Source organism: Vogesella amnigena, from assembly GCF_042648905.1.
In the GTDB taxonomy this organism is placed as follows: domain Bacteria; phylum Pseudomonadota; class Gammaproteobacteria; order Burkholderiales; family Chromobacteriaceae; genus Vogesella; species Vogesella amnigena.
In genome coordinates this window covers 130,933-153,086 of record NZ_JBHRYH010000009.1, presented here as the reverse complement: position 1 = coordinate 153,086, position 22,154 = coordinate 130,933, and the positions used below count along the sequence as shown (strand labels likewise).

The 22,154-nt window shown below is 60.8% G+C and carries 16 protein-coding genes; 13 read left to right on the top strand and 3 right to left on the bottom strand.

The genetic code is table 11. From position 1 onward, the window contains the following. Positions 1 to 11: 11 nt before the first annotated feature. Positions 12 to 695 (bottom strand): DUF5610 domain-containing protein, encoded by a 684-nt coding sequence (locus ACFOKJ_RS04270; protein WP_390276872.1) that lies wholly within the window; start codon positions 693 to 695, stop codon positions 12 to 14. 303 nt (positions 696 to 998) lie between these two features. On the opposite strand from ACFOKJ_RS04270, the gene ACFOKJ_RS04265 reads away from it, so the two are divergent. From ACFOKJ_RS04265 to ACFOKJ_RS04250, 4 genes are all read left to right on the top strand, one after another. Beyond that, on the top strand, positions 999 to 3,506 hold the full coding sequence (locus ACFOKJ_RS04265; protein ID WP_390276870.1) for an EAL domain-containing protein: 2,508 nt from the start codon (positions 999 to 1,001) through the stop codon (positions 3,504 to 3,506). Positions 3,507 to 3,754: 248 nt separating this feature from the next. After that, positions 3,755 to 4,951 (top strand): formaldehyde dehydrogenase, glutathione-independent, encoded by a 1,197-nt coding sequence (gene fdhA, locus ACFOKJ_RS04260; RefSeq protein WP_390276869.1) that lies wholly within the window; start codon positions 3,755 to 3,757, stop codon positions 4,949 to 4,951. 274 nt (positions 4,952 to 5,225) lie between these two features. After that, positions 5,226 to 5,546 carry a hypothetical protein gene (locus ACFOKJ_RS04255; protein WP_390276868.1) on the top strand — a complete coding sequence of 107 codons (321 nt, stop codon included), beginning with the start codon at positions 5,226 to 5,228 and terminating at the stop codon, positions 5,544 to 5,546. Between the two features lie 899 nt (positions 5,547 to 6,445). Next, complete coding sequence (locus ACFOKJ_RS04250) at positions 6,446 to 6,937, top strand: hypothetical protein (RefSeq protein WP_390276867.1); 492 nt, start codon at positions 6,446 to 6,448, stop codon at positions 6,935 to 6,937. 285 nt (positions 6,938 to 7,222) lie between these two features. Here ACFOKJ_RS04250 and serS read toward each other — a convergent pair whose 3' ends face one another. Then, positions 7,223 to 8,509 carry a serine--tRNA ligase gene (serS, locus tag ACFOKJ_RS04245; protein WP_390276866.1) on the bottom strand — a complete coding sequence of 429 codons (1,287 nt, stop codon included), beginning with the start codon at positions 8,507 to 8,509 and terminating at the stop codon, positions 7,223 to 7,225. A gap of 519 nt (positions 8,510 to 9,028) precedes the next feature. Between serS and ACFOKJ_RS04240 the strand changes: the two genes are divergently transcribed. Next, positions 9,029 to 10,288: a methyl-accepting chemotaxis protein gene (locus tag ACFOKJ_RS04240; RefSeq protein WP_390276864.1), complete on the top strand. Its 1,260-nt coding sequence runs from the start codon at positions 9,029 to 9,031 to the stop codon at positions 10,286 to 10,288. Between the two features lie 128 nt (positions 10,289 to 10,416). Here ACFOKJ_RS04240 and ACFOKJ_RS04235 read toward each other — a convergent pair whose 3' ends face one another. Next, the gene (locus ACFOKJ_RS04235) at positions 10,417 to 11,412 is read right to left on the bottom strand and encodes a GlxA family transcriptional regulator (protein WP_390276863.1); all 996 of its coding nucleotides are present in this window, start codon (positions 11,410 to 11,412) and stop codon (positions 10,417 to 10,419) included. Between the two features lie 190 nt (positions 11,413 to 11,602). On the opposite strand from ACFOKJ_RS04235, the gene ACFOKJ_RS04230 reads away from it, so the two are divergent. The 8 genes from ACFOKJ_RS04230 to ACFOKJ_RS04195 all read left to right on the top strand — a co-directional run bounded on the left by ACFOKJ_RS04230 (position 11,603) and on the right by ACFOKJ_RS04195 (position 22,125). Continuing rightward, positions 11,603 to 12,814: a M24 family metallopeptidase gene (locus ACFOKJ_RS04230; RefSeq protein WP_390276862.1), complete on the top strand. Its 1,212-nt coding sequence runs from the start codon at positions 11,603 to 11,605 to the stop codon at positions 12,812 to 12,814. A 169-nt stretch (positions 12,815 to 12,983) separates the two neighbouring features. Further along, complete coding sequence (locus tag ACFOKJ_RS04225) at positions 12,984 to 14,360, top strand: L-serine ammonia-lyase (protein WP_390276861.1); 1,377 nt, start codon at positions 12,984 to 12,986, stop codon at positions 14,358 to 14,360. Positions 14,361 to 14,370: 10 nt separating this feature from the next. Beyond that, positions 14,371 to 15,615 (top strand): sarcosine oxidase subunit beta family protein, encoded by a 1,245-nt coding sequence (locus ACFOKJ_RS04220; RefSeq protein ID WP_390276860.1) that lies wholly within the window; start codon positions 14,371 to 14,373, stop codon positions 15,613 to 15,615. A gap of 14 nt (positions 15,616 to 15,629) precedes the next feature. Further along, a complete protein-coding gene (locus ACFOKJ_RS04215) occupies positions 15,630 to 15,914 on the top strand; it encodes a sarcosine oxidase subunit delta (protein WP_390276859.1) in 285 nt (94 codons plus the stop codon). After that, on the top strand, positions 15,901 to 18,897 hold the full coding sequence (locus tag ACFOKJ_RS04210) for a sarcosine oxidase subunit alpha family protein (RefSeq protein ID WP_390276858.1): 2,997 nt from the start codon (positions 15,901 to 15,903) through the stop codon (positions 18,895 to 18,897). Before ACFOKJ_RS04215 ends, ACFOKJ_RS04210 begins: the two co-directional genes overlap by 14 nt. Further along, the gene (locus ACFOKJ_RS04205; RefSeq protein WP_390276857.1) at positions 18,890 to 19,483 is read left to right on the top strand and encodes a sarcosine oxidase subunit gamma; all 594 of its coding nucleotides are present in this window, start codon (positions 18,890 to 18,892) and stop codon (positions 19,481 to 19,483) included. Before ACFOKJ_RS04210 ends, ACFOKJ_RS04205 begins: the two co-directional genes overlap by 8 nt. Before the next feature lie 59 nt (positions 19,484 to 19,542). Further along, a complete protein-coding gene (gene purU / locus ACFOKJ_RS04200) occupies positions 19,543 to 20,409 on the top strand; it encodes a formyltetrahydrofolate deformylase (RefSeq protein ID WP_390276856.1) in 867 nt (288 codons plus the stop codon). A 348-nt stretch (positions 20,410 to 20,757) separates the two neighbouring features. After that, positions 20,758 to 22,125: an MFS transporter gene (locus ACFOKJ_RS04195; RefSeq protein ID WP_390276855.1), complete on the top strand. Its 1,368-nt coding sequence runs from the start codon at positions 20,758 to 20,760 to the stop codon at positions 22,123 to 22,125. The last annotated feature ends 29 nt before the right edge of the window (positions 22,126 to 22,154 follow it).

The window sequence follows — 22,154 nt, the reverse complement described above, 5'->3', positions numbered from 1 at the left end:
ACCGGGCAGGATCAGGCAGCTGCCTGGGCACTGCTCTGGCTGGGCAGGGCGATGCTGCCGTTCGCCGGCAGGCCATCCTGCCCCCAGCGGTCGAACTCGGCCATGATGGTATCGTAGGTCTGTTCGCTGATGTCCGGCAGTGTGCCGCCCAGCATCTCCCGCGCCTCGTCAAAGCCCTGGGTTACTGCGTTGCGTACCGCCTCCAGACGCGACGGGTCGTCGCCTATCATGCTGCGGGCAAAGCTCAGGATGCGCTCGGCGGTCTTGCGCACGCCGAACTCGCCGTCTTCGCCAATGGCGGCCTGTGCTGCCTTGATGGTTTCCGGGTCGGCGCTCAGCTGCTGTTCGCCGCTGGCCACCTTGCTCCATTCCAGTCCCTGTTTCTGGATCAGGTTGCCCAGCAGCTGCAACATCTCGCTGGCCTTGCGGTCGGACTCTTCCAGCAGGGCGGCCAGATCCTGCGGGCCTTGCGTGCTCTGGGTTTCCTGGGTTTCTTGAGTTTCCTGGGATTCGGTGTTGCCGCGGCTGGCCGGTGGTTTGCTGTAGGTCAGCGCCAGGTCTTCCTGTTGCTGCTGTCCGAGGCTGACGGTTTCCTGTTTTTCCGCCTTTCTTTCGGCATTCCTGGCATGCGCGGCGGCGCTCACCAGCTGGCCTGGCGGCGTGAAGCCGGCATTGTTGACGCGTGAAATATCCATGGCGAGCTCCGGGAGGTGGCGGGATATTTCTTTATCGGCCACCAGCGCGGGAACTGCAGGCATTTATGCCGGTTTTTGCCGCAGGGGGACGGGATTTGCGGCGTTATTTGCATCTTGTTAGGTTTTCTATTGCAACTGGTGATTATTTTATGAAATTTGTTAAAATATGTTGTCGATTGATAAAATCCGGCTACTAACAAATAATGCGTTTGGCGTTTTCGTATCCTGTTGTTTTTAATCAATACTTATAGGCTGGCGACACGAATATAAAGTATTCTGTTGTTAGTGGCATTGGAGCCGGCTTTGACCTTTACCCACGCTGTTGAGTCGATCATTTCCCGCAATGTGCTGACCTGCGCGCCGGATACGCCGGTGAGCGAGGCGGCGCAGGCCATGCATCAAGCCCACTGCGGCTCCATCGTGGTGGTGGACGCTTCCGGCAAGGCGTTGGGCATCTGGACCGAAACCGATGTGGTGAAGCTGGACCTGTTCCATCCGGATGTGGCGCAGTGCCCGATTCGCGGCTTTATGAGCTCGCCGGTGCTGGCGATTCCTGCCGACCAGTCTATCCAGGACGCTACCGCCTGCATGCACGAAAACAAGGTGCGCCACCTGGTGGTAACCGACCCGGCCAGCGGCAAGCTGCTGGGCATGGTGTCGGTGACCGATATCGTGGTGAACCAGGATGCGGAGTTCTTCCTGCGCCTGAAGCGGCTGGACACCATGTTGCACAAGCCGCTGGTGGTGGTGGAGTCGCAGCAGCAGGTGGTGGAAGCCATGCAGCAGATGCGGGATTTCTCGGTTGAAGCGGTGGCGGTGCGCTACCCGGACCATAGCTGGGGGGTGCTTACCCACCGTGACGTGGTGCGCTTTGTGGCCGGTGGCGACAGCAGCTTGCTGGTAGCCGATGTGGCCAGCCGTCCGCTGCGTGCGGTGTCCTATCAGTCCACCCTGCTGCACGCACGGCGCACGCTGCTGGACGGACAGACCCGCCATCTGGGCGTGAGCGACGACAATGGCCACCTGATGGCGATTGTCGGCATGTCCGATATTCTGGCCACCATGGAGCAGGAGTTCCTGGTGGAGCTGCGTTCGGCACTGCGCGAGCGCGACGAGGCGCTGCTGCGTTCGCGCCAGAGCCTGCAGCTGGCGGACAAGGTGTTCGAATCCACGCTGGAAGGCATCGTGATCACCGACAACAGCGGGGTGATCCAGTCGGTAAACCCGGCGTTCAGCCGCATCACCGGTTACAGCCGCGAGGAAGTGCTGGGCAAGACGCCGGCCATCCTGAAATCCGGCCGCCAGTCGGCAGATTTCTACGAACACATGTGGCGCCAGCTGAAAGCCGAGGGCTACTGGCAGGGCGAGGTGGTAAATCGTCGCAAAAGCGGGCTGCTCTATACCGAGCACCTCACCATTACCGGCATTCCCGACGGCTACGGCGGCATCCGCCATTACGTGGCGGTGTTTTCCGATATCACCCAGCGCAAGCAGGCCGAGGAGCGGCTGCACTTCCTGGCCAACCACGATGCGCTGACCGGGCTGCCCAACCGCACGCTGTTCGGAGAAAAGCTGCAGAGTGCCATCGACCAGGCGCGCGAACATGGCCAGCGCATGGCGCTGATGTTCATCGACCTGGATCGTTTCAAGCTGATCAACGATACCCTGGGCCACCAGGCCGGCGACGAGCTGCTGGTGAAGATTGCCTCGCGGCTGCAAGCCGAGGCGCCGTTGGGCAGCACCGTGGCGCGGCTGGCGGGTGACGAATTCACCCTGTTGCTGCCCAATGTCGGTTCACCCAATGCGGTGGCCAGCCTGGCACAGGACATCCTGGACGGCATCTCCGGCGAGGTGGTGCTGGGGGGCAACAGCAAGGTGTTCGTTTCCGCCAGCCTGGGGATCGCCATGTTCCCCGAAGATGGCAGCACCGCCGACAGCCTGCTGGTCAACGCCGATGCAGCGATGTATCGCGCCAAGAACCGTGGCAAGAACACCTTCCAGTTCTACACCGCCGACATGAACGCCAGTGCCATGGCCCGCCTCAAGCTGGAATACGGCCTGCACCGCGCGCTGTCACGCGAGGAGTTCCATGTCTACTACCAGCCCAAGGTCAACCTGGCCAGCGGCCAGCTGGTGGGCATGGAGGCGCTGGTGCGCTGGCAGCATCCGGAACTGGGCATGGTGTCGCCGGTGGAGTTCATCCCGGTGGCCGAGGAGTCGGCGCTGATCGTGCCGATCGGCACCCATGTGCTGACCGAGGCCTGCCGGTTTACCCGCCAGTTGCAGCTGGAGCAGGGGTTTGCCGGCCGGGTGGCGGTGAACCTGTCCGGGCGGCAGCTCAAGTTCGGCAATATCGTCGATACCGTGCGCCAGGTATTGGACGACACCGGCCTGCCTGCGGCCAACCTGGAACTGGAAATCACCGAAAGCACGGCGATGGACAGCGACCAGGAGGTTGGCCGCGCGCTGGAAGGGCTGCGCGCCATGGGCATCACGCTGTCCATCGACGACTTCGGCACCGGCTATTCCTCGCTGGCCTATCTCAAGCGCCTGCCGGTGCAGGTGCTGAAGATCGATCGCTCCTTCATCGCCCACCTGCACGAAGACAAGGACGATGCCGCCATTGCCTCGGCGGTGATCTCCATGGGGCGCAGCCTGGGGCTGTCCATCGTGGCCGAAGGGGTGGAGCTGCCGGCGCATCGCGACTTCCTGCGCGAGCAGGGTTGCCACATGGCGCAGGGCTATCTGTACGGCAAGCCGATGCCGGCGGATGCCTTCCGCCACTACGTGCAGCAGTTCAGGGTGGCGTAAGCCGGCAGCCTGCCGCTGTTGCCTTTGGGCTGAAGTTGACGGCAGCCGCCATGGCGGTTTTGCACCTGTCTACGTCGCTTACAGCCAGAATGTCGCCTGACAGCCGATCCACACCGTTTTCCATGCATTTGCCGCCCATGTCGGGCGGGTAGTCTCGCGGACGCGGCACAGCCCGTGCCGTGCCGGCGCAGCCCCGCTGCGGGCTTGCGTCAGCAGTCACTACCCATCGAAAAAGGCGGAGACAAGCAATGAGCAATAATCGCGGTGTGGTGTATATGGGGCCTGGCAAGGTCGAAGTGCGTGAGATCGAAGCTCCGCGCATGGTGGACCCGACCGGACGCGCAATCGGCCATGGTGTCATTCTCAAGGTGGTTACCACCAATATCTGCGGTTCCGACCAGCACATGGTGCGCGGCCGGACTACCGCGCCCATCGGCCTGGTACTGGGCCACGAGATCACCGGCGAGGTGATCGAGGTTGGCCGCGACGTGGAAACCCTGCAAGTGGGCGACCTGGTGTCGGTGCCGTTCAACGTGGCCTGCGGCCGCTGCACCAGCTGCAAGGAGCAGCACACCGGCGTGTGTCTGAACGTGAACCCGGCGCGTGCCGGTGGCGCCTATGGCTACGTGGACATGGGCGGCTGGATCGGCGGCCAGTCCGAATACGTGATGGTGCCGTACGCCGACTTCAACCTGCTGAAGTTCCCGGACAAGGATCGCGCCATGGCCAAGATCCGCGACCTGACCTGCCTGTCCGACATTCTGCCCACCGGCTACCACGGTGCGGTGATGGCCGGCGTCAAGCCGGGCTCGTCCGTATACGTTGCCGGTGCCGGCCCGGTGGGCCTGGCCGCTGCCGCCTCCGCCCGCCTGCTGGGCGCCGCGGTGGTGATCGTGGGCGACATGAACGCCGACCGCCTGGCACACGCCCGCGCCGTGGGCTTCGAAACCGTGGACCTGTCGCTGGATGCCACCCTGGGTGAGCAGATCGCTGCGCTGCTGGGCGTGCCGGAAGTGGACTGCGCGGTGGACTGCGTAGGCTTCGAAGCGCGCGGCCACGGTGCCGGCAGCCACGAGGAAGCCCCGGCCACGGTGCTGAACTCGCTGATGGAAATCACCAAGGTAGCCGGCGGCATCGGCATCCCCGGCCTGTACGTGACCGACGATCCGGGTGCGGTGGACGCAGCAGCGAAGAAGGGCAGCCTCTCCATCCGCTTCGGCCTCGGCTGGGCCAAGTCGCACAGCTTCCACACCGGCCAGACCCCGGTGATGAAGTACAACCGCAACCTGATGCAGGCCATTCTGTGGGATCGCCTGCCGATCGCCGACATCGTCAACGTGGAAGTGATCACCCTGGATCAGGCACCGGAAGGCTACCGCGCTTTCGATGGCGGCGCGCCGAAGAAATTCGTGATCGATCCGCACAACACGCTGCAACTGGCATAAACCGGTAGCCAGCATGACAACGGGCCACTGCATTGCAGTGGCCCGTCTTGTTTGCGGCCAACCTTTCAGGTTGCTGACCAGGTAGCCGGCTCAATAACTTCCGCCAGCAGGCAGGGCGGGCTAAAGTAATTTTTTATGCTAATGTGTTGGCATGGTTGCTATCGGCCAGGCGCGGAAATTCCTTACGGTTCCGGTTAACCGGTCGATCTACCCGACGTCCCTCGGCAAGCCTCGGTCCGCGGGTCAACTTTAACGTCAACCACAGGAGGAAAATATGTTCCAAGAAATCGTTGTTCAACGGCTGTCCGCCGGAAGTGTCTTCAAGCTGGTTGCTGTTGGAACCTCTGTCACCTTTATCTCCTTTAGCATCATAATGGGATTTTTTGCGTTGTTTGGTGCCAATACAATTACGTGGAACAATGAGAACATTCACGGCATTACCGGCCTACTTGCATCTCCTTTTATTGGTATATTTCTCTCTCTCATCTTCACTCTGCTTCTCGGCTCATCTATAGCATTCGGCTTGTGGGTATTCTCCAAATTCAGACCCATCACGCTGCTAGTCAAACAAAACAATGCGAGCGCTAATGGCTAACCCGGCAGTCGAGAGGGACGGCCAAGAAGCTGCGCTTTTGGGTTCCCTCCGTGCTTCGCAGCTCCGGTTGCCCCTCACAGTGCTTGCAATTTGTTATCTCTCTTGCAATGAAAAACGGTACCCTGGAACCAATTTATGAGCGCGTTGTTGGCGATTGAGCGGGAGCTAATAAATATATTCAATGTGGCCAAATTACTTGGCGCTGAAACGTGTCAAGAACAAAATAATTATCCGCTTTGTAGTTTGGACGGTGACGGCGCAGGGTCGATACCTGGCGCGAGCCCAACGCATTCTACTCAGCTGAAGCACATTGCCATGCTATCATGCTGGCATGACAACTGGCGGCCACAATCTGCCATTCGGTGAGCTGGCCGTATAGCTGACACTGGCGGCCTTGTTAATTTGCTAGGTTAATTCACGTTAGATTGCCGTTCATGGTGCCGGCATAATTTCATAAAGAGGAATTGTTGTGAGCGAGCAACGTGAAATATCCCCCGAATGGGAAATAAGAGGAAAGACCATCAGACAACTCATTAAAGAACTCCAGACGTTTGAGGACCAAGACTTGGTGGTTCGTATGTCTGTCGATGATGGAGAAACCTTCAGATGCATAAGTTTGGTTACACGCCAGAACAAGCTCGGCGGCTACTTTTGTGGACTAATCAATTGCGAGACGGAAACCTAGTCATGCGCCACCAGCGTGACGTACCTTGTGAGGGTCGTCCTGGGTCACGAGATGAATGGCAGTATCCGGCCAATAGTTGCCGCCCGCTATCGCCGATTTAAAGCGGATGTTCGAGTAAGTATGTCCTACTCTCGATGTACCCAAACTTCCCTCCGCCGCTATGCGATTTCGGCAGCCCTTTTTACATATGGCGTTAGGCGCCAAGATGCGTGTGATGGAAATTCTTGATAGAGACGGCGTAGAAACCCTGTACGTCCACGGGGCAACAGTAAGCACACTTCAACCATTCCTAAATCTGGAGATTCCTTGGGTATGGGTGTTAGGGCATATGCCTAACCACGTTGTGGAATGGTGGCAGGCGACTCTACCTATCGACAAATCCAGAAAGCCAACCACTGCTGAATTCCGCATGGTCGGCTATGACGTACTTCTGCCAACCTTGCAATTCATTGAACTGGCTCCTGACTTCGAAAATCATGGGCTTGCTCTAATCCAAAGTCGTCAGCGGATGCCAAACACGATGGATTTGTCCCGCATTCCTGAGAATCAGCAGTCAAAGGTTCTTCGCAGCAACGGGGCCTTTCTTCGAATCTATCTCCCTCATGCGGGAGAAACTGCGCAAGTTCAGTGCTTTGAAAAAGGCTACTTGGCCAAAGTATCTGCGTCTAGCAGTTCGCTCAAGCCGAAATCTAATAGTGCGGCTTAAATTCAAAGTTAATGTCTGTTCCCTTGGCAGCAGACGACTGCTTTGGGTCGACTGCTGCCGGTCGGTTGGCAGCCCCCGGTCAGCGGCTACCGTGCAGAGGCTGAGCTGTCATTTGCACGGCTTCTTCCCCCTGCGACTGGCCTGCATGGTTACATGCGCCTATTGACCATAGCGAGCAGTTGACTGCGCTGGCCGCAGTCCTGCTCAAACAACAAAGCCCTTGCACTGCTGCAAGGGCTTTGTTGTATCCAGGTTGGCCGCATGCGGCCAACCTTATCAGCAGAATCAACCGCCGATCTTGTCCTTGCCGCCCATATACGGACGCAGCACTTCCGGAATGGTCACGCTGCCATCGGCGTTCTGGTAATTCTCCAGCACCGCCACCAGCGTGCGGCCAACCGCCAGGCCGGAGCCGTTCAGGGTGTGCACCAGCTGGTTCTTGCCGTTGGCGTCCTTGTAACGGGCCTGCATGCGGCGTGCCTGGAAGGCTTCGCAGTTGGAGCAGCTGGAAATCTCGCGGTAGGTGTTCTGCGCCGGCAGCCACACTTCCAGGTCGTAGGTCTTGGCGGAGCCAAAGCCCATGTCGCCGGTACACAGGGTAATCACGCGGTAGGGCAGGCCCAGTGCCTTCAGGATGTTTTCGGCGTGGCCCACCATTTCTTCCAGCGCGGCGTAGGAGTCTTCCGGCTTCTCGATGCGCACCATCTCCACCTTGTCGAACTGGTGCTGGCGGATCAGGCCACGGGTGTCGCGGCCGTAGCTGCCGGCTTCGGAGCGGAAGCAGGGCGAGTGTGCGGTCAGCTTCTTCGGCAGCTCTTCTTCCTTCAGGATGCTGTCGGACACGGTGTTGGTGAGGGTGATTTCCGAAGTGGAGATCAGGTACTGGTCAACAGTGCCTTCCTCGCCGCCACGGGTCACCTTGAACATGTCTTCGGCAAACTTCGGCAGCTGGCCGGTGCCGTACAGCGCGCTGTCGTTGACGATGTACGGGGTGTAGTGCTCGGTGTAGCCGTGCTCGCCGGTGTGGGTGTTCAGCATGAACTGCGCCAGCGCGCGATGCAGGCGGGCGATCTCGCCCTTCAGCACGGTGAAGCGCGCGCCGGACAGCTTGGCGCCGGTGTCGAAATCCAGGCCCAGCGGTGCGCCCACGTCCACGTGGTCCTTCACCTCGAAGTCGAACTGACGCGGTACGCCCACGCGGCGTACTTCCACGTTGTCGTTCTCGTCCTTGCCGGCCGGCACCGATTCGTGCGGCAGGTTGGGAATGGACATCAGCCAGCCGTCCAGCTTCTGCTGCACGCCGGCAAAGCCTTCCTCGGCGGCCTTCAGCTCATCGCCCAGGTTGGCCACTTCGGCCATGATGGCGGACACGTCCTCGCCATTCTTCTTTGCAATGCCGATCTGCTTGGAAACGCTGTTGCGCTTGGACTGCAGCTCCTGCATGCGGGTCTGCAGGAACTTGCGTTCCGCCTCCAGCGAATTGAAGGCGTCTACGTCCAGTGTGTAGCCACGGGCTGCCAGGCGGGCGGCCACTTCCTCGATATTGCTGCGCAGCAGTTGAATGTCCAGCATGGTTGAATCCTGTGTTCTCGAATGATCGTCATCAATGCCGCCCCGATGGGGCGCGTATCGTGCAAGTGTACTGGCTTGCGAGGGGATTTGTCCCGCCTGTCGCCGCATCCGCTGGTGTTGAATGGCATGCGCTACTGCCACTGGCGTGGTGTGGGGCTGACTGTACGCACAGGCTTGGCAGGTACTGCTGACAGGCCTGTGCCACTTGGCGAGTACCGCGCTTGTCCTTCACGCTGCCGGCCTGATCAGCGGCAGATGATCGGCAGTAGGTAGCTGCTTTTATTGATAAATATTGTGCAAGCGACACCCGCGCCCGCTTGGCATTGATATTGGCATTTTCATTTTTGTACTATACAAAACTGCCGCTTTAGTTAAAATAATCGTATAGCGACAGCGCCTGTAGGCACCCAGCATGTCATCGACAAGCTGCAACTGGCATGGGCAATACTAAAGAGGTGGCATATGTTCAACCGGGCACTAAAACAGCAAATCACACAGCTTGAGCAGGCACTGCATGCCATGCAGTCACACAAGCTGTGCATGGATAACACCCTGCTCTCATTGGAGCTTGATCTTGCAAAGAATGTGGTTGCCGCCAGCCGGCCTCTGTTGCAACGCTTCGGCTATCGCGACATCGAGCAACTGCGTGGCAAACCGTACAGCACACTGTTTCCCGACCAGCCAAGCAAGGGCAGCCAGGCTATGCAGCCCTGGAGTGCCTTGCAGCAAGGTTCTGCGTTTTCTGGCCAGCTACAGGGCGTGGATCAAAGCGGCAGCGAACTATGGCTGCAGGTCAGCTTCGTGCCTCTCTTGGACGAACAGCAAAAACTGTATGGCTATTTGCTGGTGGGGTTCGATGTAACCGACCAGCTTGCCAGCTCGCAGCGCAATAGCGCGGTTCTGCAGGCCATAGACCGTTCAATGGCCATCATCGAATTTACCCCCGATGGCAAGATCGTCACCACCAACGACAATTTCCAGCAGGTGACCGGCTATCGTGCTGACGAGCTGAAGGGGCGCCATCACAGCATGCTGTGCGAACCAGCATTTGTGCAAAGTGCTGAGTACGGCAAATTGTGGAGCAGCCTGCAGCGTGGTGAATACTTCGCTGGCCGCATACAGCGCAGGCACCGTAATGGCCAGGTGCTATGGCTGGAAGCCAGCTATAACCCGGTACTGGATAGCAGCGGCAAGATACAGAGTGTGATCAAGTTTGCTGCCGACATTACTGCCCAGGTACAACAAACCAATGCAGAGCGGGATGCAGCGATGCTGGCCTACCACTCCTCACAGCAGACCCTCAGCCTGTCTGACTCCGGGGTGAAAGGTGTGCAGCAAAGCATAGGCGAGATTCAGGAAATGGCCGGGAATATGGAGCGCGCCGGCCAGAACATACAGAGCCTGGGTGCCCGGTCGCAGGAAATATCCAGCATTGTGCAAACCATCCGTGACATTGCCGACCAGACGAACCTGCTTGCCTTGAATGCCGCCATTGAAGCGGCACGTGCCGGCGAGACCGGTCGTGGCTTTGCCGTAGTTGCCGATGAAGTGCGCAAGCTCGCCGAACGAACCGCCAGTTCCACCTCGGAAATCACCCGCATGGTGAACGATATCCAGCAACAGACGACACAGGCCGTGGCCAATATGCAGGAGCTGCTACAGCAGGCCCAGCACAGCGTGAACATGGTGCAAGCCGCTGGCGACACCATTGGCCAGATCCGGGATGGCGCGGAATCGGTGGTGGACGCAGTAAATCAGCTCGCACAGATGAAACACTGAGCGAGCGCCAGCATGCGCACGTCACTTTCCGTGCAACGTCTTTCTGTCGGCAATGGCCAATACCACCAAAGTGGGTGGGCAGATAAGTTGGCTTGGCACTGCAAGCCAAGTCCGTGTAACAGCTGCGCTCAGAGGCGGGTGCCGTAAAGTTTACGATCTGCTATGGGCGAAACCTGGAATTGCGCCTTGTACTTGGTGGCGAAATGGGTAGTAGAGACAAAGCCGGTACTGGCGCACACCTCTTCCAGCGGCTTGGCGGTACGGTAAAGCAGCTGCCGGGCGCGGAGCAGGCGGATCTCCATATAGGCCTGCGCAGGGGTTTTGTTCAGCCGCTCATGGAACCAGCGCTCCAGCTGACGCACCGACACTGCGAGGTAGGTGGCTAGCTCGGCGATCGATAGCGGCTCTTCCATATTGCTTTCCATCAGCTGAAGGGCTTCTTCAAGCTTGGGTAGCTCGGAGCCATGGTATTGCCGTAACGATGCGCGCTGACGCTGTTCGTGGCTGCGTTTCTCCGCCACCAGCAACTCCAGCACCCGCGAGCCAAGATTGCGCGAACCAGGTGGCTGGCTGAGCAGATGTACCATCAAATCCAGCGGCGCTACCCCGCCGCTGCAGGTGTAGCGTTTGCGGTCAGCTTCATACAGGCGGTTGGTAACAATCAGCTTGGGAAAGCGTTCCACCAGCAGGTCCTGATCTTCCCAGTGGATGGTGCAGCGGTAGCCGTCCAGCAAACCGGCACGCGCCAGGTAGTAGCTGCCGGTATCGATGCCGCCCAAGGCAGCGCCTTTGCTGTCCTGATAGTGCAGCCAGCGGGTAATGGCGGTATTGCGAGTTTGCGGAATCGGGTTGGGGCCAACCACGAACACCGTATTGAATACTTCGTTGTCCGCAATGCTGCCTTCCGCCACCACGGTGATGCCGTCACTGGAAGTCACCGCTTGCCCATCCTGCGATAACAGCTTGAAGGTATACACCTTGCGGCCAACCACCATGTTGGCGATGCGCAGCGGGTCTACCGCAGTACTCAGGCCAATCAGCGAAAAGTCCTTTACCAGCAGGAAACCGAAAGTGGTGACCCGCAAGTCGTGGATGCCGTCCGGCGTGATGTGGCTGTTGTCCATGGCGTTCCCGTGGTGTGTGCGGTGCAGCAAAAAATGTGGCTGCCAGATGTTGCATCGCACCTGGCAGCGCGGTGGATGCCATGTAACGTATACAGAAAGTATTCTGTCGTAAACAGAAATTCCGTAATGCTCCAGAAACCTACTATTCACCTCACCAGACGTGGCAACACATCACATGAGGAGAAAGTAAATGAATCTGGAAAGCCTGATCAAAATCGAGAACGGCGAAAAGGCCAAACACACCTTTTCCGATGCAGAGTACGCCAGCCGCCAGCGCAAGCTGCGTGAGCTGATGGCGAGTCAAAACATCGACAGCGTGCTGTTCACCTCGTACCACAACATCAACTATTACGCCGATTTCCTGTACTGCTCGTTTGGCCGCAAGTATGGCCTGGTCGTGACTGGTGACAAGGTGGTGTCGATCTCGGCCAACATCGATGGCGGCCAACCTTGGCGCCGCACCGTTGGCGACTACAACGTGGTCTACACCGACTGGCAGCGCGACAACTTCTACCGCGCCGTGAAGCAGGAGATCCCGAACAAGGGCCGTGTCGGCATTGAGTTCGACCACGCGCCGATCGAAATGCTGGACAAACTGCGCGCCGCGCTGCCGTCGGTAGAGTTCGTGGATATCGGCGCACCCACTATGCGTCTGCGCATGATCAAGTCAGCAGAAGAAATCGCCCTGATCAAGCATGGCGCCAATGTGTGTGACGTTGGTGGTGCCGCCCTGGCTGCCGCCGTGCATGAAGGCGTGGCCGAACACGAAGTGGCGCTGGCTTCCACCCAGGCCATGATTCGCGAAATCGCCAAGCGCTTCCCGGATTCCGAACTCATGGACACCTGGACCTGGTTCCAGTCCGGCATCAACACCGATGGCGCCCACAACCCGGTGACCACCCGCAAAGTGCAGAAGGGCGACATTCTCAGCCTCAACTGCTTCTCCATGATTTCCGGCTACTACACCGCGCTGGAACGCACCATGTTCTTCGACCATTGCCCGGATGCCAGCCTGCGCCTGTGGCAGATCAACGTCGAAGTGCATGAGGCTGGCCTGGAACTGATCAAGCCGGGCGCACGCTGCGGCGATATCGCGATGGAACTCAACAAGATCTACGAAAAGTACGACCTGTTGAAGTACCGCACCTTCGGCTACGGCCACTCCTTCGGCGTACTCAGCCACTACTACGGCCGCGAAGCCGGGCTGGAGCTGCGCGAGGACATCGATACCGTGCTGGAGCCGAACATGGTGGTGTCGATGGAGCCGATGATCATGATGCCGGAAGGGCGCCCGGGTGCCGGCGGCTACCGCGAGCACGACATTCTGGTGGTGACCGAGAACGGCGCGGACAACATCACCGGCTTCAAGTACGGCCCTGAGCACAACATCATCAAGGCCTGATGACTGACCGGCGGCACCTCCCGGCGGTACCCGCTGCCGGGGTGCTGCTGACCATGCCGGGCAAGAACACGTTTTGCCGTGTGGCAAGTGCCTTGCCGGTTTCGCCAGCGTGCCGCTATCTGCCATCTGCCGCGACTACCGTTGATAACGGATTCGCTGAGAGACAGCCATGAATGTCAGCACTTTCGACCTGTTCAGAATCGGCATCGGCCCGTCCAGCTCGCATACCGTGGGCCCGATGATCGCCGCGCAGCACTTTGCCGGTGGCCTGCAGCAATCCGGCGTACTGGCACGGGTGGCCGCGGTGGAAGTGCGCCTGCATGGTGCGCTGGCTGCCGGCAGCAAGCGGCATGGCAGTGAGAAGTCGGTGTTGCTCGGGCTGGAAGGCCATCTGCCGCACAGCATCGACCCGGACTACGCCACGCGCAGGTTGGCCGAAATCCGTAGCGATAACTGTCTGCGGCTGATGGGCGAGCATGCCGTCGGCTTTGTGGCGCAGCGCCAGCTGCTTCTGCTGCCACGGGAGAGCTTGCCGATGCACGGTAACGGCCTGCGCCTGATCGCCACCGACGCCGCGGGCGGCACGCTGCTTGACGCGGTGTACTACTCGACAGGAGGCGGCTTCATTACCGATGCCGCAGGACACCGACTCAACATGCAGCAGCCAGCAAGACCGCTGCGTTTCCCGTTCAAGAGTAGTGTCGACTTGTTACGGATGAGTGGCGAGAGCGGCCTGAGTATTGCGGCGCTGATGTTCGAGAACGAGCAGGCCTGGCGCTCGCCGGACGAAATACGCCGGGGCCTGCTGACCATTGCCGAGACCATGGCAGCGGCGATACATCGCGGTTGCCTCTCGGAAGGTGTGTTGCCGGGGCCGCTGAAGATGAAGCGGCGTGCGCCGGAGTTGTACAAGGCGCTGCAGGCGCAGTCTGCGGCCAACCAGGTCGACCCGCTGACCATCATTGACTGGATCAACCTCTACGCCATGGCGGTGAACGAGGAAAACGCAGCAGGTGCTTGCATCGTCGCGGCGCCCAGCCATGGTGCCGGGGGCATTCTCCCCGCCGTGCTGCACTACTACACCCGCTTTGTGGCGGGAGCGTCGCAGCAGGGGGTGATGGACTTTCTGCTCACCGCGGCGGCTATCGGCTTGCTGTACAAGGCGGACGCCTCGCCGCGCAGAGCAGCCCTGGGCTGCCAGGGCGAGGTTGGTGTGGCGTGCTCGATGGCAGCCGCCGCACTGGCGGCGGTACTGGGCGGCTCCTCGGAGCAGATCGAGAACGCGGCAAAGATCGGCATGGAGCACAACCTGGGCATGGGCTGCGACCCGGTGGGTGGCCAGGTGCAGATGCCGTGCATGGAGCGCAATGCCATGGGCGCCATCAAGGCGGTGAACGCGGCGCGCATGGCGCTCAAGGGTAATGGCAAACATTACGTTTCGCTCGACAAGGTGATCAAGACCATGTGCGAGATCGGAGCGGAGATGGCGGCCAGGAACAAGCAAACCTCGCGTGGCGGCCTGGCCGTCAACGTTATCGAATGTTGAGGTGAGTCTGATGAATCGTTATTCCATTTTCAGCCTGGTGCGCAATGGTCTCTCGTATCACGAGAACTGGCAGCAGGCCTGGCGCAGCCCGGAGCCCAGGCGCGAGTACGACGTAGTGATCGTCGGCGGCGGTGGGCATGGCCTGGCCACCGCCTACTACCTGGCCAAGGAGCACGGCATTACCAATGTGGCCGTGCTGGAGAAGGGCTATCTGGGTGGCGGCAACACGGCACGCAATACCACGATCGTGCGTTCCAACTACCTGTGGGATGAGGCCTCGCAGTTATATGAGCATGCACTCAAGCTGTGGGAGGGGTTGTCGCAGAGCCTGAACTACAACGTGATGTTCAGCCAGCGCGGGGTGATGAACCTGGGGCATAGCCTGCAGGACATGCGCGACATCGAGCGCCGGGTGGGGGCCAACCGCCTGAATGGCATCGATGCCGAGGTGCTGACGCCGGCACAGATCAAGGAGATCGTGCCGTGCATCAACCTGAACAGCCGTTACCCGGTGCTGGGCGCCTCGTTCCAGCCGCGAGCCGGGGTGGCGCGCCATGATGCGGTGGCCTGGGGCTATGCCCGTGGCGCCGACCAGCGTGGTGTCGACCTGATCCAGAACTGCGAAGTCACCGCCATCCGGCGTGACAACGGAGCGGTAACCGGCGTGGAAACCACGCGCGGTTTCATCAAGGCCAAGAAAGTCGCCGTGGTAGCGGCCGGCAACTCCAGCGTGCTGGCGGCCATGGCCGACATCCGGCTGCCGCTGGAAAGCCACCCGCTGCAGGCGCTGGTGTCCGAACCGATCAAGCCGGTGATCAACACGGTGATCATGTCCAACGCGGTGCATGCCTACATCAGCCAGTCCGACAAGGGCGACCTGGTGATCGGCGCCGGTATCGACCAGTACACCGGCTATGGCCAGCGCGGCAGTTTCCACACCATCGAAGGCACGCTGCAGGCCATCGTCGAGATGTTCCCGGTGTTCAGCCGGGTGCGCATGAACCGGCAGTGGGGCGGCATCGTGGATGTGTCGCCGGATGCCTGCCCGATCATCAGCAAGACCCCGGTGAAGGGGCTGTATTTCAACTGCGGCTGGGGCACCGGCGGCTTCAAGGCCACGCCAGGTTCCGGCCATGTCTTTGCCCACACCATCGCCACCGACAACCCGCATCCGCTGAATGCCGCCTTTGCGCTGGACCGCTTCTACAGCGGCCACCTTATCGACGAGCACGGCGCGGCAGCGGTTGCCCACTGATCAGGAGAATCACCATGTTGCAGATCACCTGTCCCTGGTGCGGGGACCGTGCCGAAAGCGAGTTCAGCTGCGGCGGCGAGGCCGACATCGTGCGGCCATTGGACAGCGACAAGCTGACAGACGAGCAGTGGGGCGACTACGTATTCATGCGCAGGAACACCAGGGGCCTGCACAAGGAGCAGTGGTTCCACGGCGCCGGCTGCCGCCGCTGGTTCAATGCCGAGCGCGACACCGTGACCTACCAATTCATCCGCACCTATCCCATCGGTGCGGCGGGAGACACTCATGGCACAGACTAACCGCATGGCCCAGGGCGGCCGCATCAATCGCGCCGCGCCGCTTACCTTCCAGTTCAACGGCAAGCTGTATCAAGGCTACCAAGGTGACACCCTGGCTTCGGCACTGCTGGCCAACAACGTGCATTTTGTCGCACGCAGCTGGAAGTACCACCGCCCGCGCGGCATCGTCACCGCCGGGGTGGAAGAGCCGAACGCGTTGGTACAGCTGGAATCCGGCGCCTATGAAGTACCCAATGCCCGCGCTACCGAGGTCGAGCTGTACGACGGCCTGACGGCTCGCAGCGTCAACGCCAGCCCCAGCCTCGAAAAAGACCGGCTGGCCGTCAACCAGAAAATTGCCCGCTTCATTCCGGCCGGCTTCTACTACAAGACCTTCATGTGGCCGCAAAAAATGTGGCCCAAGTACGAGCAGTTCATCCGCGATGCAGCCGGTCTGGGCGAAGCGCCCACCGAGCTGGATGCCGAGCGCTACGACAAGATGTATGCGCATTGCGATGTGCTGGTGGTGGGGGGCGGGCCGGCAGGGTTGGCCGCAGCCTGGGTAGCCGGGCGCAGTGGTGCCCGCGTGATGCTGGTAGACAACCAGCCGGAACTGGGCGGCAGCCTGCTCAGCCATCCGGCACGCATCGATGGCGGCTCGTCCCTGACGTGGGTGGCACGTATCGAGGCCGAGCTGGCCGGCATGCCGGAAGTCACCATCCTGCGCCGGACTACCGCCTTCGGCTACCAGGACCACAATCTGGTTACCCTGTGCGAACGCAAGACCGATCATGTGGCGCCATTCCTGCGCAAGGGCATCCGCGAGCGGGTGTGGAAGGTGCGGGCGCGCCGGGTGATCCTGGCTGCCGGGGCGCACGAGCGACCGCTGGTGTTTGCCAATAACGATCTGCCCGGCGTGATGACGGCCGGTGCGGTGTCCAGCTATGTGAATCGCTACGGCGTGCTGCCCGGCAAGCGCGTGGTGCTGTTCACCAATAACGACACGGCCTACCAGACAGCGCTGGACCTGCATCACGCTGGCGCGCGGGTAACCGTGGTGGATGCGCGCAATGCCACCAATGGCGATCTGGCGCTGCTGGCGCGCCGGCAAGGCATCGATGTGCGCCTGGGCTTGGTGGTAAGCCATGCCAGCGGCACGCAGCGGGTCAGCCGGGTGCGGCTGAGCCAGCATCATCAGGGGCAACTTACCGCCGAGGCCGGCACCTTGGACTGCGACCTGCTGGCCATGTCTGGCGGTTACAGCCCGGTGCTGCACCTGTTTGCGCAGTCGGGCGGCAAGGCACGCTGGGATGCGCAAAAAGCCTGCTTCGTGCCGGATCAGTCGGTACAGGCAGAGATAAGCGCCGGTGCTTGCAACGGCGATTTCGGCCTGGTCGCCGCCATCGGCAGCGGCATCATGGCGGCGGCACGTACCCTGTCGTTGCTGGACATGCCGCTGGCCCAGTTGCCGGCATGGCAGCTGGAGCCGGTGGCCGAATCGCCGATCCTGCCGCTGTGGCTGGTGGGAGATCGCGACAAGGTTGGCCGCAGCGACAAGCAGTTCGTCGATTTCCAGAACGATGTCTCCGCCGCCGACATCTACCTGGCGGCGCGGGAAGGCTACCGCTCGGTAGAGCACGTCAAGCGCTATACCGCCATGGGCTTCGGCACCGATCAGGGCAAGCTGGGCAACATCAACGGCATGGCGATCCTGGCGGAAGCGCTGGGGCAGAGCATTCCGGAAACCGGCACCACCACCTTCCGCCCCAACTTCACCCCAGTGAGCTTTGGCGCCATTGCCGGGCGCGAGCTGGGAGATTTTCTCGACCCGATCCGCAAGACCTGCATTCATGAGTGGCATGTGGAGCATGGCGCGCTGTTCGAGGATGTGGGGCAGTGGAAGCGCCCGTGGTATTTCGCGCGCAAAGGCGAAGACCTGCATGCCGCCGTGGCCCGCGAGTGTCTGGCTGTACGCAACAGCGTGGGCATGCTGGACGCTTCCACGCTGGGCAAGATCGATATCCAGGGGCCGGACGCCGCCACCTTGCTCAACTGGCTGTACACCAATCCGTGGAGCAAGCTCGAAGTGGGCAAATGCCGCTACGGACTGATGCTGGACGAAAACGGCATGGTATTCGACGACGGCGTCACCACCCGCCTTGGCGAGCAGCATTTCCTGATGACCACTACCACCGGTGGCGCGGCACGGGTGCTCAACTGGATGGAGCGCTGGCTGCAGACCGAGTGGCCGCAGCTCAAGGTGCATCTGACTACCGTCACCGACCACTGGGCAACCTTTGCGCTGGTAGGCCCGAACAGCCGCCGCGTGCTGCAGAAAGTCTGTGCCGATATCGATCTCGCTCCGCAGGCATTCCCGTTCATGAGCTACCGCAGCGGCACAGTGGCCGGCGTGGCGGCACGGGTGATGCGCATCAGCTTCTCGGGCGAACTGGCTTACGAGGTGAACGTGCCGGCCAACCTTGGCCGCAAGGTGTGGGAAGCGCTGATGGCCGCCGGCGCCGAATTCGACATCACACCGTATGGCACCGAAACCATGCACGTACTGCGGGCGGAGAAGGGCTACATCATCGTGGGCCAGGATACCGATGGCTCGGTCAGCCCGCTGGACCTGGGCATGGAAGGCATGGTGGCCAAGAGCAAGGACTTCCTGGGCAAACGTTCGCTGGCCCGCGCCGACACCGCGCGGCAGGACCGCAAGCAACTGGTAGGCCTCAAACCGCTGGACCCGGCCGCCGTGCTGCCCGAGGGCGGGCAGATTGTGGCGCGGCCGACCAATGGCGGCATCACCCCGATGCTGGGCCATGTCACCTCCAGCTACTTCAGCCCCATCCTGCAGCGCTCCATTGCCATGGCGCTGCTGAAAGGCGGGCAGTCGCGCCACGGCGAGCGTATCTACGTTGCCCTGCGTGACGGCGGCAATGTCGAAGCCGAGGTGTGCAGCCCGGTGTTCTACGACGTCGAAGGAGGACGCCAGCATGTCTGATCTGCTGATTCAGGAAGCCCCGCTAGTGGGCATCAAGGCGCAGTTGGTAGCGGCTGTAGGCCGGCCGGCAGCGGAGTTTTCACTCGTCGAACGGGCGTTCATGACCCATGTCACGCTGCGTGGCGACATCGCCTCGCCAGCCTTCAAGCAGGCGGTGGAGCAAGTGCTGCAACTGGCGTTGCCGGCCGCCCGCGGCATGACGACTTCGCAGCGTGGCTGCAGTGCGGTGTGGATGGGGCCGGACGAATGGCTGATCCAGTCGGTGGAAGAAACCGGCCCGGAGCTGGAAACGGCATTGCGCCAGGCGTTGCAGGGCGTGCACCACGCCGTGGTGGATGTCAGCAGCGGCTATACGGTGTTCGAGCTGGCGGGCCTCCGGGTGCGCGATGTGCTGGCCAAGGGCTGCCCGCTGGATCTGCATCCGCGGGTGTTCGCGGTGGGCGAGGCGACGCAGAGCCATTTCTTCAAGGCCGGCATCACCGTGCTGCACATCGCCGAGGCGCGCTACCAGCTGGTGGTGCGGCGCAGCTTTGCCGAGTACGCCTGCCTGATGCTGCTGGATGCCGCCGAGGAATACCTCGGCTGAGCCGGAAGGTTGGCCGCACCGCTGCTGGCGGCGCTGGCCAACACCTAATGGAGCGCAATATGAACAAGACGACCAGTCGCCAGTTCTGCCTCACGCTGGACTGCCCGAGCGAGGCCGGCGAGGTTGCCGCTGCGGTCGAATTTCTGGACCAGCGCGGCTGCTACATCGACGAGCTGGCGGTGTTCGATGACCAGGAGCGAAAGCGTTTTTTCCTGCGCTGCCGGTTCCATCACCGCAGCGGGCAGGCACTGCAACTGCCCGCCCTGCAGCAAGACTTTGCCAGCATTGGCCAACGTTTCGGCATGCGCTGGGCCATTCACGACATGGCCGATCGCCCTCGGGTGCTGATTCTGGTTTCCAGGTTCGACCATTGTCTGGCCGACCTGCTGTTCCGCTGGCGCATGGACGAACTGCAGATGCACGTGGTGGCCATTGTGTCCAACCACGACACGCTGGCGCCGTTGGCCGCAGCCAATGGCGTGCCGTTCCACCACCTGCCGGTAACGGCGGAAACCAAGGACGTCCAGGAAGCACAGCTGCGCGCACTGATAGCCAAACACGATGTGGAACTGGTGGTGCTGGCGCGTTACATGCAGGTGCTGTCGGCGCGCTTCAGCGCCGACTACGCCGGTCGCGTCATCAATATCCACCACTCCTTCTTGCCCGGCTTCAAGGGCGCCAGGCCCTATCACCAGGCATTCGAGCGCGGCGTGAAGCTGATCGGCGCCACCGCCCATTTCGTTACCGACGAGCTGGACGAGGGGCCGATCATCGAGCAGGTGGTGGAACGGGTGGATCACAGCTATTCACCGGACCGCCTGCAGGCCACTGGCCGCGATATGGAGTGTCAGGCACTGGCCCGGGCGGTAAAGGCATTTACCGAACGCAGGGTATTCATCAACGGGAATCGTACCGTGCTGCTGTAAAGCGGTAGCAGGGATTATTGATCGGCTTTCGGGCCAAGGGTGTCCTGCTTGCAGGATCAGGTGTAACCACTTGTTTGCAGTAAAGGAGATTGTCGAACCGAGTAATTGCGAGATGTACCCGCTTCCAGCCCTGGCCGTTTACCCCGGCGGCCAGGCATTTTTCGCCGCGACAGATTTACCGAGCTTCACAGGAGAAGAGCTAGGTGAACAACGGGCAGGCTTGCCCAGCAGGGCGGCGATGGAAACGGTTGTCGAGAAGTTTAGTAGTCATGTGATTAGAAGTTCACCCAATACAGCAATGAACCGCACATTTGTTCACTACTACGATCAGTTTGGAGGAGAAACCAAATGCACGACAACAAAGCAAAGCGGGGGCACAAGCCTCTGCCCAACCGCGGCTATGCAGCCGCCAGTCCCGCCACCATCCATCATGGAGGAGAAAGCACCAATGCTACTCTCAAGCGGGCCGCAACGGCCAGTTTTATCGGCAATTTTGTCGAGTGGTTCGATTATGCAGCCTACGGCTATCTCGCCACGATCATAGCCGCCGTATTCTTTCCCCTGAGCGACCCGACAACAGGCTTGCTGTCTGCCTATGCCGTGTTTGCCATCTCGTTCATCATTCGCCCCATCGGCGGCATCATCTGGGGGCACTTCGGGGACAAGATAGGGCGGCGCAGTGCACTGTCGCTATCCATTCTCATCATGTCTGCTTCCACCTTCTGCATTGCGTTTCTGCCGACCTATGCCCAGGTTGGCCTGCTGGCACCGGGGTTGTTGCTGTTGATTCGGCTGGTGCAGGGGTTTTCTGCTGCTGGTGAGTATGCCGGGGCTTCTGCCTTCCTGGCGGAGTATGCGCCAGAGGGCAAACGTGGCTTCTATACCAGTATCGTGCCGGCCAGTACTGCCGCCGGTCTACTGTTCGGGTCCCTGTTTGTCGCCGTGATGCACTCGGTACTGACCAGCGAACAGATGCACGAGTGGGGCTGGCGCTTGCCGTTCCTGCTGGCGGCCCCATTCGGTCTGATCGGCCGTTATATCCGGGTCCGCCTGGAGGACACGCCCAAGTTCAAGGAACTGGAAGGCAAGCACCATGTGGCCCGGACGCCGATTCGCGACCTGATGACAGTGCATCGTGGCAAGGTGGTGGTAGCGTTCGCTGTGACGTGTCTGAACGCCGTGGCGTTCTATCTGGTGCTGAGTTATATGCCCACGTATCTGTCCACGGAAATGGGCATGAACGAGTCTGACTCCTTCCTTGCCGCCTCCATTTCGCTGGCGGTGTATATCGGGCTGATTTTCCTGATGGGTACGCTGTCGGACCGCTTTGGCCGCAAGACCATGCTGATCCTGGCATCCTTGTTGTTCATCGGGCTTACCTTGCCCCTGTTCCAGCAGCTGCAGACACTCGGTTTTGTCGGCATCGTGCTGGTACAGGTAGCCTTTGGTGCCATGCTGACCATGAACGATGGCACGCTGCCTTGCTTCCTGTCGGAAATTTTCCCTACCAATGTGCGCTATAGCGGCTTTGCCTTCAGCTTCAACAGTGCCAATGCCCTTTTCGGTGGTACTGCGCCGTTGGTGGCAACCTGGCTGATCCAGCAATCCGGTAACAAGATGGCCCCTGCCTGGTATCTGATGGGTGCCGCGGTGGTGGCGCTGGTGGCGATCCTGGCCAGTCGCGAGACCTCTCGCCAGCCCCTGGCTGACGAGTAATGCCATAAGGCATCAGCAGCCGCCAGTGA